Genomic DNA, 15,820 nt, shown 5'->3' with positions numbered 1-15,820 from the left:
AACGGACACCAAACACATCGAGAGGACACGAAATCCGCCCGTTTGCGGGCCGGATTTCGTGTCCTCTCAGTACGTTGTGTGTCCGCTCGGCAGCAAGCGAGCGGCCGCACGCCGGGTGGGGTCGTGCCTCAGGCGGGCTCGCCGACGACGGTGACCTCGATGTTGCCGCGGGTCGCCTTGGAGTAGGGGCAGAACTGGTGTGCCTTGTCGGCCAGCTCCTGCGCCTTGGCCGCGTCGACACCCGGGATCTTCGCGGTCAGCGCGACCGCGATGCCGAAGCCGGTGTCGGTCTTGCCGAAGGTGACGTCCGCCGTCACCGTCGACTCGCTCGCGTCGACGCCGTCCTGCTGCGCCATGGCGTTGAGCGCACCGGAGAAGCATGCCGAATAGCCTGCCGCGAAAAGCGTTTCGGGGTTCGCCTTCGGGTTGGCCTGGCTGCCCGGCTTGCCGAGCGGCAGGTCGACCACGCCGTCGGCGCTCTTGACGTTGCCCTCGCGGCCGCCCTTGGCCGTGGCCGCGGTGGTGTAGAGGACCTCAGTGACTTTCTCGGACATCTCATCGCCTTTCGAGAGGAAGTGGCCACCTCGTCGGACTCACCGCAACGCCGAGAGGACGCCGGTCTGTCCGCCGATGTGTGTAGTACGACCTTCACACACCGCTCGTGTGGGGCGTGCGGCAACCCCCGGGCAGGACACGCGTTGTTCAGCGGCCCCTCACGATCGCCCGGGCCAGCGAATGCCATCCCGCCAAGAGATCCGGTTGGGACATCCCGCGATCGGTCGTCAGATGATGAGTGACGTCGGCGTCCAGGATGCTGAGCAACGACTCGGCGAGCACCTCGACATCGCGCTCGACTCCGCACTCCCGCAGCAACATCCGAAGGTGCATCGCCGAGACCTTGCGCGCCGGGACGGAGAACTTGTCGATCGGCGCCTGCGCGGCGGCGAGCATCAGCCGGGCGTGCAACCGGTCCATGCGCAGCCGGGCAGCGCCATAGGCCAGCAGCCGGTCCAGTGGCGGGGCGCCGGGGCCGAGCGGCGGGGGGCCGGTCATGTGCGCCTGCTGGAACTCGCGCTCGGTCTCGTCGGTGAGTGCGGCGAACAGGCCGGAACGACTGCCGAACGCCCGGAAGATCGTCCCCTTGCCGACACCGGCGCAGGCGGCGAGCCCGTCCATGGTGAGCGCCTCGACACCATCGCGCTCGATCACCGTGCGCGCCGCGGCCAGGATGCGGTCGGAGTTGGCCGCCGCGTCCCGGCGGACCCGTGGCGGCATCGTCGCCATCGGCAGCGGGCGTGGTGTGGGCATGACCACATTCTCCCATCCGGACGGCTGCCGGGTTGCCGCCGGGAAGAAAAGCGGACTATGGTCCGTTTAGTTGTTTTGTCCGTTCCACCCGCCACCTCGAGAGGCCCCCATGACCACCACGCTCGCCGTCCTCGTCGGCAGTCCTCGCTCCGCGTCCATTCACCGGCAGTTGGCCGACGTCGTCGCCGACCTCGCCCCGGAGAACACCCGGGTCGAGATCATCGACTACCTGGAGACGCTGCCGTTCTACAACGAGGACAACGACACCGAGACCGCGCCCGAGCCGGTGCAGCAACTGCGCACCCAGCTCGGCACCGCCGACGCGGCACTGTTGCTGTCCCCCGCCAACAACGGCACCCTCTCCGCGGTGCTGAAGAACGCGATCGACTGGGCCTCGCGGCCCTATGGCCAGTCATCGCTCAGCGGCAAGCCGGTGGCCGTGTCCTCCGCCGCTCACAACACCTCCACCGTGGTGGAGCACACGCACCTCGCGGTCACCATTGCCGGCGGCCGCCCCCTGGCGGATGCCAGCGCCACGTTCGCCCTCGGCGAGTTGGCCGACGTCGACATCGCGACCCACGAGCCGATCAGCACCGCGCTGCGCGCGACCGTCACCGCGCTGGTGCAGGCGACGGAGACGACCAGCTCGGCGGCCTGATCCCGACGGGTCCCCTCAGGCCGGCGTCAGCGCCAGCTCACTGGCGACGACGCCGGCCAGGTGCTGGGCGATCTGCTGGGCCCGCTCGGCCGAGGCGGCTTCGACCATGACACGGACGACTGGCTCCGTGCCGGACTTGCGCAGCATAACCCGGCCGAGCCCGCCGAGGTCGCGCTGGGCGTCGGCGACGGCCGACTGCACCACCGGATGCCCGTCGACGGCGTGCTTGTCGACTCCTGGGACATTGACCAGATACTGCGGCAGGCGCGTCATACAGGCCGCCAGTTCGCGCAGCGAGGAGCCGGTCGAGGCCACGCGAGCCGCGAGCATCAGGCCGGTCAGCACGCCGTCGCCGGTGGTGCCGTGTTCGAGCAGGATGACGTGGCCGGACTGCTCGCCGCCCAGCGAGTAGCCACCGCGGCGCATCTCCGCCAGCACGTAGCGGTCGCCGACATCGGTGCGCTTGACGGTGATGCCGGCACCGGCCATCGCCTGCAGCAGGCCCTCGTTGCTCATCACCGTCGCCACCAGGGTGTCGCCGGCGAGCGCGTGTCGTTCGTGCAGGTCGAGCGCCAGGATGGCCATGATCTGGTCGCCGTCGACCTCCGCGCCGGTGGCGTCGACCGCCAGGCAGCGGTCGGCGTCGCCGTCGAAGGCGAGGCCGAAGTCCGCACCCAGTTGCGGCACGAGCCGGCACAGGTCCTGCAGGTGCGTGGACCCGACACCGTCGTTGATGTTGAGACCATTGGGTTCAGCGCCGACCAGGGTGACTTCGGCTCCGGCGCGCTCGAAGGCTTCCGGGGCGATCGTGCAGGCGGCACCGTTGGCGGTGTCGAGCACGATGTGCAGCCCGTCCAACCGGTGTGGCATGGCACGGAGCAGGTGGGCGACATACCGCTCGGCGCCTTCGGCGAACGGCTTGATGCGGCCGACCTGGTCGCCGGTGGGCCGCTCCCAGTCGCTGCGCAGCCGGGCCTCGATGGCGTCCTCGGTCGCGTCGGGCAGCTTGTGCCCGCCGTGGGAGAAGAACTTGATGCCGTTGTCGGGCATCGGATTGTGCGAGGCGGACAGCATCGCGCCCAGATCGGCACCGGCCGCTGCGGTCAGGAACGCGATCGCCGGCGTCGGCAGCACACCGGCGTCGTAGACGTCGACACCGGCGGACGCCAGGCCCGCGATGGTGGCGGCCGCCAGGAACTCACCGGACGCTCGCGGGTCACGACCGACGACGGCCGTGGGCCGGTGACCGGCGAACTCGCCCTCCTCGGACAACACGCGCACCGCGGCCACGGACAGGTCCAGGGCGAGCTCCGCCGTGATGTCCCGATTGGCCAGGCCGCGCACCCCGTCGGTGCCGAACAAGCGCCCCATGGATCACCTCAAACTCTCGAAGACTCCGGCGCGCGGAAGCGCCGGTGTGCCGTCCGACAACGGTCGGACGACCGTCGAACAGCCCACAGCAGGGTAAGCGACAGCTGCACGCGCCGGTAAATCGCAGCATAGGGCGTCTGGCCGACCCATGATGTTCGACGTATGACGGGCGCCACCGGTTGGCCTGCCCACGGCTGCCCGCCGGGCGACATACGGAACGGCCCCGGCGAAGTGCTCGCCGGGGCCGTGCGCAGTGCCAGAAGCAGTGCTCAGCGCTTGGAGTACTGCGGGGCCTTGCGGGCCTTCTTCAGACCGGCCTTCTTGCGCTCCGGGACGCGCGCGTCACGGGTCAGGAAGCCGGCCTTCTTCAGTGCCGGGCGGTTGAGCTCCTCGTCGACGCCGTTCAACGAACGGGCGACACCGAGGCGGACGGCGCCGGCCTGGCCGGAGGGGCCGCCGCCGTGCACGCGGACGAGCACGTCGTACGCGCCGTCGAGCTCGAGGACCTTCAGCGGCTCGTTGACGATCTGCTGGTGCACCTTGTTGGGGAAGTACTCCTCCAAGCTGCGGCCGTTGATCTTCCACTCACCGGTGCCGGGGACGATGCGCACGCGGGCGATGGCCTGCTTGCGGCGGCCGGTGCCGGCGCCGGGCGCGGAGGCGCTCGGGCGGGCGGCGGGCTCGTCGCCGGCCGGGGCGGTGCTCGACTCGGAGGTGTAGCTGGTCAGCTGCGGCTCGTCGTCCTCCAGGACGTCGACCTGCGTCTGGTCGGTCATCTTGTCAATTCTCCTTGGAAGTCCGGGCGGGCGCTTACTGCGCGACCTGAGTGATCTCGAACGGCTGGGGCTGCTGCGCGGCGTGCGGGTGCTCCGGGCCGGCGTAGACCTTGAGCTTGCTCAGCTGCTGACGCGAGAGCGAGTTGTGCGGCAGCATGCCGCGGATGGCCTTCTCGACCGCCTTGGCGGGGCTCTTGGCCATCAGCTCGGTGTAGGACGTGGACTTCAGACCGCCCGGGAAACCGGAGTGGCTGTAGGCCTTCTTCTTCTCGAGCTTGGCACCGGTCAGGGCGACCTTGTCGGCGTTGATGATGATGACGAAGTCACCGGTGTCGACGTGCGGCGCGAAGGTCGGCTTGTGCTTCCCGCGCAGCAGGATCGCGGCCTGGGAGGCCAGGCGGCCGAGGACGACGTCAGTGGCGTCGATGACGTGCCACACGCGGTCCTGCTGGACCTGCGCCGGCTTGGGCGTGAAGGTACGCACGAGTCTGCCTTTTCTTGTTGATCGTGACTCGAGGGCAGCCGCTGGCCGCCCTCATGTCGGTGGTTGGTCGGTGGTTGCGCGCGATGCACAACAGACGTCCATTCTACGAAGGGGGCGTCATACCACCCAAATCGGACGAATCCTGCAGTTTCGCAACGGTTTTCGCTGCCCTGTTGCCGCATCGCCGAGGGTTTACATCGAATGTGTGCACAACTATTGTGCATGTATGCCGTCGCGTGACAAGCCCCGTTCCCCCGGGTCGGACCGGCTGCGCGCCCTCGCCCACCCGCTGCGCTCCCGGTTACTGGCCCAGCTGCGGGTGCACGGGCGTGCAACGGCCACCGACCTGGCACGCGCGCTCGATACGCACACGGGTGCGACCAGCTATCACCTGCGCCGTCTGGCCGAGGCGGGCCTGATCGAGGACACCGGCACCGGCACCGGCAAGCGGCGGGTGTGGGCTGCTGCCGAACCGGCGGGTCGTGCCGAACCCGAGGCGCTGGACGAGGACGATCTGGCCGCCGAGCAGTGGCTGCAGCGCGACTACATCGAGCACTTCGCCGAACGCGCCGGCGCCTGGATCGACGACAGCGGCCGTTGGCCGGACACCTGGCAGGAGCACTGCGGGCTGGCCGATCACGCCGTGCTGGTGACCACGGAGCAACTGACCGCGCTGGCCGCCGAGATGGCCGAGGTCATGGAGCGCTACCGCCGCGCCGGAGCCGGCTCCCCCGGAGCCCGGAGGGTGGCGGCATACACCGCACTGCTGCCGGTCGACCCGCCGCCGAGTGGCGGCTAACGGGTCCGCTCGACGCGCTCCTCGTCCCACACCGGCTCGGGCGTCTCACGGATCCTGCCATCGGATCCGAAGACCAGGAAGCGGTCGAATCCTCTGGCGAACCAACGGTCGTGAGTCACCGCGACGACGGTGCCGTCGAACGCGTCGAGTCCGGCCTCGAGCGCCTCGGCCGAGTGCAGGTCGAGGTTGTCGGTGGGCTCGTCCAGCAGCAGCAAGGTGGCGCCGGACAGCTCCAGCAGCAGGATCTGGAAGCGCGCTTGCTGACCGCCCGACAACGACGCGAACGTCTGCTCCGCCGCGCGGGCGAGCTCGTAGCGGTCGAGCGCACGGGAAGCCTGTTCCCGCGGCATGCCGTCGCGGTGCTCGTCGCCCCGGTGCAGGATCTCCAGCAGCGTCCGCCGGTCCCACGCATGCGTGCTGGCCGCCTGGGCGGACTGGGCGAACCAGCCGGGACGAACTCGCGACCCGAGCCGCGCAACGCCGTGGTGTTCGACCGGTTTCGGCGGGTTGTCGCCGACCGGGCGGTGCTCGATGTCGGGATCTGAACCACCGGCGGCGAGGAGCCTCAGGAAGTGCGACTTGCCCGAACCGTTGGAGCCCAGCACCGCCACCCGCTCGCCGTACCAGACCTCCAGCTCGAACGGCTTCATCAGCCCTGCGAGCTCCAGCCCCTCGCAGATCACCGCCCGTTTCGCGGTGCGGCCACCCGACAACCGCATGCTGACGTGCTGCTCGAACGGCACCACCTCCGGTGGTCCGGCGTCCTCGAACTTCGCCAATCGTGTCTGCGCGGCGCGGTAGCGCGCCGCCATGTCGGAGTTGTATGCCGCCTTGACCTTGTACATCTGCACGAGCTGCTTGAGCTTCAGGTGCTCCTCGTCCCAACGCCGGCGCAGCTCCTCAAGCTTGTCGATCCGGTCGATGCGTGCCTGATGGTAGGTGGCGAAGCCACCCGGGTGCACCCATGCGTGGGCACCGGCCGCAGCGGGTTCCAGCGTCGCGATGCGCGTGGCGACGTTGGCCAGCATCTCGCGATCATGGCTGATGAAGAGCACCGTCTTGGGTGAGGACTCCAGCTGCGCCTCCAGCCACCGCTTGGTCGGCACGTCCAAGGAGTTGTCCGGCTCGTCGAGCAGCAGCACCTCCTCCGGGCCGCGCAGCAGCGCCTCGAGGACGATGCGTTTCTGCTCGCCGCCGGAAAGCGTCGACACGTCACGGAATTGCGCGCGATCGAACGGTATGCCGATCGCCGACACCGTGCAGACGTCGCATGACGTCTCCCAGTCGTAGCCGCCCACCTCGGCCCAGTCCGCGAGCGCCTGTGCATAGGCCAACTGGGCAGGCTCGTCGTCTCGCTGCATGATGGCCAGTTCGGACTCGTCGACCGCCTTGGCCGCCACGCGGATCCGGTCCGGCGCAACGGTCAGCAGCAGGTCGCGCACGCTGAAGTCCTCGACCTCGGGGCGCGCCCGGCCGATGAACTGCGGCATGACGGCCAGGCCGCCGGAACGAGTGATGGCGCCTTCGTGCGCATCGAGCTCCCCGGCGATGATCCGCAGCAGCGTCGTCTTGCCGGTACCGTTCGGACCGACCAGTCCCACCTTGGCGCCTTCGCCGACGCGCAGGCTGACACCGCCGAGCAACGGCCGGCCGTCGGGCAGGAAGTAGTGCACTGCATTGACATCGATATGACCCACGACCGTCAAGCATCACCTATGCGCGGTGCCACGTCATCCGGGTTTCGTCCAACACACCACCGGCGCCCGGTCGTCTCGATATCGATCCGGTGACATGCCCACCACACCTCCGGCCGAAGTGGTCTACTGCATCGAACGGGATCGAGCTTCGATCCCGACAGGGTGGAAGTCATGTTCTGGATCATCGTGCTGATCGTCTTCGTCGCGCTGTGCGGCGGGATGCTCCTGCTGCAACGCAGCCGAGGGGGTGGCGGTGACGGCAGCGGGTCGGGCGTCGACAATCACAATGCGCTGCAGAACGGCGCCGCCAAGGCGTACGGCACTCGCCAGCAACGGGACCAGGGCCCGTGGGTGTGAGCGCGCGTCGTTGAGCATGTCCCGGCCTCGGCCGCCATGTCAATAATGAACATTTCATGACCGGAAGAGAGAAACTCTTGCCAATGGCGTGATGTGCCACCAAGGTGTGGTGGGTGCACTCACCCCGTCGCAGGCTTTCCTCGTCCATCCCGCTGCCGCACAGCGTGGTCGCGTTCGCTACCGCCACGCTCGTCGCATGCGCGCTGGCGGCACCGGCGGGCCGGGCCGCTGCGGCTCCGCCCACCGCTGCGGCTACCGCGGCGGCAGCCCACTCGTCGGCGGCTCATCCGCGAGCCGGCGACCGGCCGGCCACTGCCGACGACATCCGGGGACTGGACGGCGCCGACTCGGTCTATCTGCGCCGGCGTTCGACCGCTGTTGCGCCCGGTCTCGACCTGACCTCGTTCCAGCGTCTCCAACCGGGTGGCTGGGTGACCGGTCGGGTGATGACCGCGGATCTGGACACACCGTCGTTGTCGCTCGGCCTGTCCGACGGGGGCGCGGTGTCGGGTGCGAACGCGCCGGTCAGTGAGTTCGCCGATCAGCCGCAGGTGGTCGCTGCCGTCAACGGCGACTACTACGACATGAATGCGTCCGATGCCCCGGTCGGCACCGACATCGCGGACGGCACGGTGCACAACGCAGGAGCCACGGCACGGCAGGCCTTCACCGTCAGCGACGGCAAGGCCGCGATCCGCGAGTTGATGTCCGCCGCGACCCTCCGCGCCGACGGTGTCACCACGAAGATCGCAGCGGTGAATTCGCCTACGTTCCAAGCGGGTTCAGTCGGCCTCTTCACCTTGCTGTGGGGCCGCTACCCGATCGGGCGGCTGCTGACGGCGAACGAACCGGTCCGTGTCGTGACCGTCGTGAACAGCACCGTCACGGCGGTCAGCGACGAGCGATCCGCGCTCGAGGAGCCTGCCGACATACCGTCCGGCAGCTCGCTGCTGGTGGCACGCGGTGCCGGGACGAAACGGTTGGCGTCCCTCGCCGTCGGGACCCACGTCGAGCTGACGGTCAAGGCCAGTGCACCGGTCGACCTGGCCATCGGCGGCAGCCAGCGCCTGCTCACCGATGGCCGGAAGACGACCGAGGACCAGGTCACCGCCGCGCGTACGGCGATCGGCATCAGCAAGGACGGCAGCCGCCTGTGGGTGGTCAGCCTCGACGGCCGCCAGGGCGACAGTCACGGTATGACGATCCAGGAGCTCACCGACTTCCTGGCCGACCTCGGCGCCTGGAACGCGATCAATCTGGACGGCGGCGGCTCGACCACCATGGTCGCGCGTCCGGCCGGCGCGTCCGGTCTCTCCGTCGTCGGCCGCCCATCGGACGGGGCGGAACGGCACGTGTCCAACGCCCTCGTCTTCCGGTCCACTGCGAGCGGCCCCTCGACATCGGTGGTCGTGCGGCCCGTCCTGCAGCCGGCCGCCGGACTCCCCGCCGACGGGGCGAACGACACCCTCATCGGGCTCAGCCGCACGGTGCACGGCACGCGTCTCGCCGCGGACCTGAGCCCGGCGCCCGGCGGCGGCCACTTCACCGCCACCCCGGGCCGGGTGCTGCAGACCGTCGCGGGTGACCCCACCAGCACGGTCGTCCGCGGTCGCACGACCGGATCGGCGACGGTCACCTTCCGCGCAGGACGCCACCACGCGGCGATCCCGATCACCGTGCACGGCAGGGTGGCCCGGCTGACACCGTCCAGCGCGGTGATGTCCATCCCGTCCCACGGCAAGAGCCGAACCCTCACCTTGACCGCGTCGGATGCCGACGGCTTCACCGTGCCGGTCGAGACCCGCGACGTGCGGGTCCGGGCCGGCGAGGGTGTCCGCGTCACCGCCGACGGCCCGTCCGGATTCACCGTCACACCGAACGCCGGCAAGCTCTCGAGCTCAATCACCTTCACCGTGGCGGGACACGACCTCACCGTCCCGGTCACCGTCGGGTATGACGAGAAGACCCTTGCCGACTTCACCGACGCGTCCTCCTGGACGTTCGCCGCCGACCGCGCGACCGGCTCCGTCACGCCGGTCGACGGACCCGGGGGCGACACCGGCGCACCGCGCGGGCTGGGCCTCGATTTCGACTTCAGCACGACCACCGCGACCCGTGGCGCGTATGCCGTGCCCCCGGCACCGTTGCCCGTGCCGGGGCAGCCGCAGGCTCTCGCGCTGTGGATCAAGGGCACCGGCAAGGGTGAGTGGCCGCGGCTGATGATCACCAAGGGCGACGGGACCTCGACCAACCTCGACCCCGAGCAGGGAGCGAGCAATCCGATCGTCACCTGGAACGGCTGGCAGCAGGTGCGCTTCCCGGTGCCGACCGGCACGCCATACCCGATCACGCTCACCAAGATCCGCTTCATGGAGACGCGGTCGGACGCCAGTTACACCGACCAGCTGGCGGTGGCCGGACTGACCGCCCAGGTCCCACCGGCGGTCACGCTGCCGGACACACCCTGGCCGACCGATCCCGCCGTTGTGGCCGCCGGTGCGACCGACCACAGCCCGCAGCGGATCGCGGTGATGAGCGACACCCAGTTCGTGGCCCGGGATCCCGACTCGCCGATTGTCGCGGCAGGGCGTAGGGCGCTGCGTGAGATCGTCGCCGCCCATCCGGATCTGCTGGTCATCGACGGCGACTTCGTCGACGAGGGTTCACCGGCGGACATCGCCTTCGCCAAGCAGGTCCTCGACGAGGAGGTCGGCGACCGCGTGCCCTATGTCTACGTGCCCGGCAACCACGAGGTGATGGGCGGCCCGATCAGCAACTTCCAGAACGTCTTCGGTGCCACGTCCACGCATCGCGACCTCGGCCGCACCCGCATCATCACGCTCGATTCGTCGTCGGGCACCCTGCATCCGGGCGGCTCGACCGAGCAGCTGCGGATGCTCCAGGAGCAGCTTGCCGACGCGGCGCGCAACCCCCGCATCACCGGCGTGCTCGTCTTCAACCATCACCCCGTCGATGACCCGCAACCCGACAAGGCGTCCCAGCTCGGTGACCGCTACGAGGCGGCCGCCCTGCGGCGGACGCTGGCGCACTTCACCGCGACCAGCGGCAAGTCGATCGCACAGGTCAACGGTCACGTCGGCATCTTCTTCACCGACGCCGCGGACGGCGTCACCCGCATCATCAACGGCAACTCGGGCAAGACCCCGAGTGGCTCGCCTGAGCAGGGCGGATTCACCGGCTGGACCATGCTGGGCATCGATCCCGGCGCCGGCGTCGTGGGCACCGTGCCGCGGACCGGAGCACGGCTGCCGTGGCTGCGGGACGAGACTCACGCCCGCGTCGACGCGTTGAATCTCTCCGCCCCGTCGCAGCTGGCGGTTGGCGCCAGCGGCGAGGCGACCGCGACGATCAGTCAGGACCAGACGCGCACCGTCCCGGTCGCCTGGCCGGTCAGCGCCGCCTGGGGCGGAGACGGCGTACGCATCGGCGACGCCCACGGCCGGGCCGTCGTCGCGTTCGACCCGGCCAGCGGGAAGCTCACCGGCATACGACGCGGCACTGCGACACTCACGGTCACCGTCAACGGAGTGACGAAGCGGGCCACCATCGAAGTCGGTTGACGCCGCCCGGCGTCGCGAGGGTATGCCGAAGGTGCGCCCCAGCGCACTGCCGGCATCAGCAGCGCGCGGCGTCCTCCAGCTCGGCCAGCGCGTCCTCCAGGTGGTGGATCATCCGCTGGACCGACGGTGCACTGCTGCGGCATGCGGTGATGCCGAAGTCGACCTGGTCGTCATACGTGACCAGGGTGATGTTCATCGCCATGCCGTCGAACGGGATCGACGCGGGATAGGTGCCGTCGAGGCGAGCACCGTTGAAATACATCCGCTTCCGCGGCCCCGGCACGTTGGAGATGACGACGTTGAACGGTGGCCGGCCCACCCGGCCGTAGCCAGGCAGCATCGACAGGCCCAGACCGGCGATGTGGTAACCCGACATCAGCAGCAGCTGCAACGGCGTGAGTTCGCGCATCGTCCGTTTGGCGGCGGTCGTCGACTCGTGGATGACCTCCAGCCGCTCGACCGGGTCCACGACGTCGGTGCCGAGCGCGGCGATCATCGCGCCGATCTCGTTGCCGCCGACCTCGCTGGTCTCGTCGCGCAGGTTCACCGGGCACATGGCCGTCAGGGACCGGTCCGGCAGGTCGCCGAGCTCGTCGAGGTAGCGCCGCAACGCGCCGCCGCAGACCGCCAGCGCCACGTCGTTCAGCGACACCTCGCAGACCTCGGCGATGGCCCGGAACCGGCCGAGCTCGAAGGTCTGCGCCACGAACCGGCGGGCCCCGCCGATCCGGCCGTTGAGGATGGTCCGCGGTGCGTCGAAGGGCGTGGTGAGCCCGGTGTCGCGCAGTGACCGATAGGCCACCTTGAGAGAGGTGGGGCCGATGCTGGCCAGCTCCCCGGCCAGGTCGATGCCACTGCGCAGCACCGCGGCGGGGTCCGGCAGGGCGTGGCCGGTGCGCGGGGCGGTGGCGGCGGCTTCCACCTCCGCGGCGGGCAGTGCGTATGGCGGCAGACAGTCCTGCGCGTCGGGGTCGGGGCTGCAGGCCCGCTGCATCAGGTGCAGCGCGGAGACGCCGTCGACGAGCGCATGGTGGATCTTGGAGAAGACCGCCACCCGGCCGTCCTCGAGCCCCTCGACGGTGTGCACCTCCCACAGCGGCCGGTGCCGGTCCAGCAGCGAACCCTGCCAGCGCGAGGTGAGCTCGAACAGCTCTCGCAACCGGTGCGGTCCGGGAACGGCGGACCGCCGGATGTGATGGTCCAGGTCGAGACCGGCGTCGACCGACCACCGGAAGTTCCCGAGCAGACCCACCGGGTCCTGGGGTCTCAGCCGGAACCGCCGGCTGATCTGCTCCGGCTCGAGGGCGGTGAATTGGTCGCGCACCCAGGTCGCCGACTCACCGTCGGGCACCGTGAACACCTGCAGGCCGCCGACATGCATCGGGTGCTCGCGCGACTCGATCATCAGGAAGCCCGCGTCGACAGGTCCCATACCCGGCATCCGAAAGCCGCCTCTCCGCTGATGGTCCCGCTTGTGACCGGGCCGTAGGCCTAGGGTAGGGCGCTGGACAGGAACGATTCACCCCGCGGACCGATCGCATCCGGACGGAGGCTTGCACCATGACGTCGACTGCCAGACCGACGATCCGGCCGGGAGCCGGTGAGGCGGTCACTGCGCCCGCGGTCCGGACGAAGTTCCCGCGGACCAGCCGGCGGTCGGCGGCACTGGCGGGCGGCCTGCACGCGGTGGCCAAACCGGCCCTCAACGCCTGGAGCTACGCACCGGCGCTGTCCCGGTTGTCACCCCTGCTGGACCGCACGGCCGACCGGTTGACGCTGCCCGTCGGGACGTCGGTGTCGACGGTGCAGCTCGGACCCTGCGATGCCGAGTGGATCCGCGCCTGCCGAGCACGCGACGACGGCGCGGTGCTTTATCTGCACGGCGGAGCGTTCATCGTCTGCAGCCTGGCCTCCCACCGCCGGCTCGTCGCCGCCACGTCCCGGGTGACCCGGCTCCCGGTGCTCAACGTGAACTTCCGGATGCTGCCCGCGGTCACCCGGGAAGGCATGATCGCCGACTGCCTCGCCGGCTACCGCTGGCTGCTGGACCAGGGCTACCCCGCCGACCGGATCAGCATCGTCGGCGACTCGGCCGGCGGCTACCTGGCGTTCGCGGTCGCGCTCGCGCTGCGGGACGAGGGCCTGCCGATGCCCGCGTCCCTCACCGGCCTGTCGCCACTGCTCGACATCGGCACCGAGCGGAAGGCGGCCAGCCCGCACCGGGACAAGTGCGATCTGTTCACGGTGCGCAGCTGCCGGGCGTTGCAACGTTTGGTGGCACGAGTGGACGCCAAGCACGAGACCAGCGGCGACCGGATCTGCCCGATCGACGCGGACCTGCACGGATTGCCGCCGGTGCTCCTCCAGATGGGGTCGCGGGAGATCCTGCGACCCGACGCCGAGGAGATGGCCGACCGGCTGGCAGCGGCAGGGGTCCCCACCCAGCTGCAGATCTGGACCGGCCAGGTGCACGTCTTCCAGGCCGCCGCCTCCTGGGTGCCCGAGGCGGCCCGGGCGATGCGTGAGGTCGGGCGGTTCGTACGAGCCAATCTGCCTGTTGCTCAGGGCAGTTCGCGCACCGCCCGGGACTCCTCGGCACGGGCGGCCAGTTCGCCGTCCGCCGGATAGAGGACCTCCTCCAGGCACAAACCGTGCGGCGGCATCACCGTCACGCCCGGATCGCGGCGGCCGGCGGTGAGCACCTCCGCCGGCCACTGTGCGGTATGCCGCCCCAGCCCGACGGGCACCACGGCGCCCACGAGCGATCGCACCATCGAATGACAGAACGCGTCGGCGAGCACCGTGCCGGTCAGCACGCCGTCGGCATCGCGGTGCCAGCGGTAGTCCAGCAGCGTGCGCACCGTGGTCGCGCCCTCCCGCTTCTTGCAGAATGCGACGAAGTCTTTCAGCCCCACCAGCGTGCGCGCGGCTGCATTCATGGCGTCGACCCCCAGCGGGCCGCGCACCACCACCGTGTCACGGCGACGGACCGGGTCCAGGGCGGCCGGGTCGTCGACCAGTCGGTAGCTGTAGCGCCGCGAGACCGCCGAGAAACGGGCGTCGAAACCGTCCGGCGCGGCGGCGACCCGGTGGACCACGACGTCGGCGGGAAGCACCCCACCGAGCCTGGTCACCGCCGCCTCGTGCGGGCTCCGTGCAGAACGACCCGGCAGGGCGTCATACAGCTGCTCGTCGACGTCGACATGGCACACCGCGCCCCGGGCGTGCACCCCCGCGTCGGTCCGGCCGGCGACCGTCAACCTCGGCGGCTGGCACCGCAGGATCGTGCCGAGGGCCTCGGACAGCACCTGCTCGACCGTGCGCCGTGCCGGTTGTGCGGCCCATCCGGAGAAATCGGTGCCGTCATACCCGAAGTCGATCCGCAGTCGCATGGCTCGGAGCCTATCCGCCGGCGAAGATGGTCAATCGTCCAATTTCGCCCGTGGCGCGGACCGCCGTGCCAGGATGCCGAGAGTGAGCTACTCCCCCCGCGCCGCGATCGCCGCCGGTTACTTCGTCCAGGGCTGTGTCTTCCTGTCGCTCACCACGCGCCTGCCGAAGTTCGAGGAGCACTGGGGCATCTCGCAACTCGGCCTCACGCTGCTCATGCTGATGATCGTGCTCGTGGCCGGCTGCGGATCCCTGCTGGCCGAGAAGGTCGCCCCCCGCCGCGGCAGCGCGCTCCTGCTGCGCGCCGGTCTTCTCGCGATCACTGTCGCCCTGCTGGTCAGCGGCATCGCCCCCGGCATCCCGGTGCTCGTCCTGGGCCTGGCCATCTACGGCGTGGCGCTCGGCATCGTGGATGCGACCACCAACATGCAGGCGGTCTCCCTGGAGCACCAGCTCCGACGTACCGTGCTGCCGTCCTTCCACGGGGCGTGGACCGCCGGTGGCATCACCGGGACGCTGCTGACGCTCGCACTCCCGCACGCCTCGATCGCCGCCCTGTCCAGTGGTCTGGCGCTCCTGCCGCTCGCCGCGGCGCTCGCACGATTCCTGCCCGGATCGGGCACCGCCCCGGATCCCGATGCGGCGGCCGGCATCCCGTGGCGGCCGATCCTGCTCGTCGGTGCGGCGTGCGTGATCTTCTACACCGTCGACACCGCCTCGACGACTTGGGGATCGGTCTATTTCGACCACACGCTGGCGGCGCCCGAGGGCCTGGTCGCGCTCGCGACCCTGCCCTATCTGGTGGCATCGCTGGCGGCCCGGGTCGCCGGCGACCGGCTCACCGATGCGTTCGGCGCGGCACGACTGCTGCGCAGCGGCGCACTGATCGCCGTCATCGGGCTGGCCATCGTCGTCGTCGCACCCAGCTGGCCGGTGGGCATCGCGGGCTTCCTGGTGCTGGGCGCCGGCATCGCTGTCGTGGCACCGCTGTCCTACTCCGCGGCCGCGACGCTGGCACGCGGCTCGGGCGACCTGACGCCGGAGCTCACGCGGGCGCGCACCGATGCGGTCATCGCCCGCTTCAACCAGTTCAACTACGTCGGCGCCCTGATCGGCTCGGTCCTCACCGGCGCGATCGGCACCGGGTCGCTGCGCATCGGGTATGCCGTGCCCGTCGTGCTCCTGGTCGCGCTGCTCCCGCTGGCCAAGGCGTTCGACCGGGACCGGCTGGTCGTCGCGGCCTGACCTGCGCGGGAACGACCTGGCCCGGATCCGCGGCAGGGGAGCGGGGCCAGGTCTGGGTGTCCGCAGACAGGTGGGTCACTACTTCTCGGAGCCGGCCTCCTGCTCGTCGCCGACGGTCTCGGTCGACGGCTCCTCGGTCGACACGGACTGCTCG

General features: G+C 70.2%; 14 protein-coding genes. 6 read left to right on the top strand and 8 right to left on the bottom strand.

Annotated features, from left to right (window positions below; translation table 11 throughout):
- Window positions 1–128: 128 nt before the first annotated feature.
- Both ACTHL4_RS15525 and ACTHL4_RS15520 read right to left on the bottom strand, forming a co-directional pair.
- A complete protein-coding gene (locus ACTHL4_RS15525; RefSeq protein ID WP_440283664.1) occupies window positions 129–554 on the bottom strand; it encodes an organic hydroperoxide resistance protein in 426 nt (141 codons plus the stop codon).
- Between the two features lie 148 nt (window positions 555–702).
- A complete protein-coding gene (locus tag ACTHL4_RS15520; protein ID WP_440283663.1) occupies window positions 703–1,308 on the bottom strand; it encodes a TetR/AcrR family transcriptional regulator in 606 nt (201 codons plus the stop codon).
- Window positions 1,309–1,417: 109 nt separating this feature from the next.
- Here ACTHL4_RS15520 and ACTHL4_RS15515 point away from each other — a divergent pair, with 109 nt between their 5' ends.
- Entirely contained in the window at window positions 1,418–1,966 is a 549-nt protein-coding gene (locus tag ACTHL4_RS15515) for an NADPH-dependent FMN reductase (protein WP_440283662.1), read from the top strand.
- Window positions 1,967–1,981: 15 nt separating this feature from the next.
- On the opposite strand, the gene glmM is transcribed toward ACTHL4_RS15515, so the two are convergent.
- The 3 genes from glmM to rplM all read right to left on the bottom strand — a co-directional run bounded on the left by glmM (window position 1,982) and on the right by rplM (window position 4,597).
- The gene (glmM, locus tag ACTHL4_RS15510; RefSeq protein WP_440283661.1) at window positions 1,982–3,337 is read right to left on the bottom strand and encodes a phosphoglucosamine mutase; all 1,356 of its coding nucleotides are present in this window, start codon (window positions 3,335–3,337) and stop codon (window positions 1,982–1,984) included.
- Between the two features lie 269 nt (window positions 3,338–3,606).
- Window positions 3,607–4,113, bottom strand: coding sequence for a 30S ribosomal protein S9 (gene rpsI / locus ACTHL4_RS15505; RefSeq protein WP_440283660.1), 507 nt, complete (start codon window positions 4,111–4,113; stop codon window positions 3,607–3,609).
- A gap of 34 nt (window positions 4,114–4,147) precedes the next feature.
- Window positions 4,148–4,597, bottom strand: coding sequence for a 50S ribosomal protein L13 (gene rplM / locus ACTHL4_RS15500; protein ID WP_440283659.1), 450 nt, complete (start codon window positions 4,595–4,597; stop codon window positions 4,148–4,150).
- Between the two features lie 226 nt (window positions 4,598–4,823).
- Here rplM and ACTHL4_RS15495 point away from each other — a divergent pair, with 226 nt between their 5' ends.
- On the top strand, window positions 4,824–5,396 hold the full coding sequence (locus ACTHL4_RS15495) for a winged helix-turn-helix domain-containing protein (RefSeq protein ID WP_440283658.1): 573 nt from the start codon (window positions 4,824–4,826) through the stop codon (window positions 5,394–5,396).
- On the opposite strand, the gene ACTHL4_RS15490 is transcribed toward ACTHL4_RS15495, so the two are convergent.
- Window positions 5,393–7,093, bottom strand: coding sequence for an ABC-F family ATP-binding cassette domain-containing protein (locus ACTHL4_RS15490; protein ID WP_440283657.1), 1,701 nt, complete (start codon window positions 7,091–7,093; stop codon window positions 5,393–5,395). The two genes, ACTHL4_RS15495 and ACTHL4_RS15490, sit on opposite strands and share 4 nt — an antisense overlap.
- A 171-nt stretch (window positions 7,094–7,264) precedes the next feature.
- Between ACTHL4_RS15490 and ACTHL4_RS15485 the strand changes: the two genes are divergently transcribed.
- Window positions 7,265–7,450 (top strand): hypothetical protein, encoded by a 186-nt coding sequence (locus tag ACTHL4_RS15485; protein ID WP_440283656.1) that lies wholly within the window; start codon window positions 7,265–7,267, stop codon window positions 7,448–7,450.
- A 113-nt stretch (window positions 7,451–7,563) separates the two neighbouring features.
- On the top strand, window positions 7,564–11,031 hold the full coding sequence (locus tag ACTHL4_RS15480; protein WP_440283655.1) for a phosphodiester glycosidase family protein: 3,468 nt from the start codon (window positions 7,564–7,566) through the stop codon (window positions 11,029–11,031).
- A 55-nt stretch (window positions 11,032–11,086) separates the two neighbouring features.
- On the opposite strand, the gene ACTHL4_RS15475 is transcribed toward ACTHL4_RS15480, so the two are convergent.
- Window positions 11,087–12,463, bottom strand: coding sequence for a WS/DGAT/MGAT family O-acyltransferase (locus ACTHL4_RS15475; RefSeq protein WP_440283654.1), 1,377 nt, complete (start codon window positions 12,461–12,463; stop codon window positions 11,087–11,089).
- 128 nt (window positions 12,464–12,591) lie between these two features.
- Here ACTHL4_RS15475 and ACTHL4_RS15470 point away from each other — a divergent pair, with 128 nt between their 5' ends.
- On the top strand, window positions 12,592–13,659 hold the full coding sequence (locus ACTHL4_RS15470; protein WP_440283653.1) for an alpha/beta hydrolase: 1,068 nt from the start codon (window positions 12,592–12,594) through the stop codon (window positions 13,657–13,659).
- On the opposite strand, the gene ACTHL4_RS15465 is transcribed toward ACTHL4_RS15470, so the two are convergent.
- Entirely contained in the window at window positions 13,593–14,423 is an 831-nt protein-coding gene (locus ACTHL4_RS15465) for a tRNA pseudouridine synthase A (RefSeq protein ID WP_440283652.1), read from the bottom strand. The genes ACTHL4_RS15470 and ACTHL4_RS15465 overlap by 67 nt on opposite strands.
- A gap of 82 nt (window positions 14,424–14,505) precedes the next feature.
- On the opposite strand from ACTHL4_RS15465, the gene ACTHL4_RS15460 reads away from it, so the two are divergent.
- A complete protein-coding gene (locus ACTHL4_RS15460; protein WP_440283651.1) occupies window positions 14,506–15,666 on the top strand; it encodes an MFS transporter in 1,161 nt (386 codons plus the stop codon).
- The last annotated feature ends 154 nt before the right edge of the window (window positions 15,667–15,820 follow it).

It is taken from the genome of Flexivirga sp., assembly GCF_051955415.1.
Taxonomy (GTDB): domain Bacteria; phylum Actinomycetota; class Actinomycetes; order Actinomycetales; family Dermatophilaceae; genus Flexivirga.
This window is presented reverse-complemented; position numbering and strand designations above follow the sequence as displayed.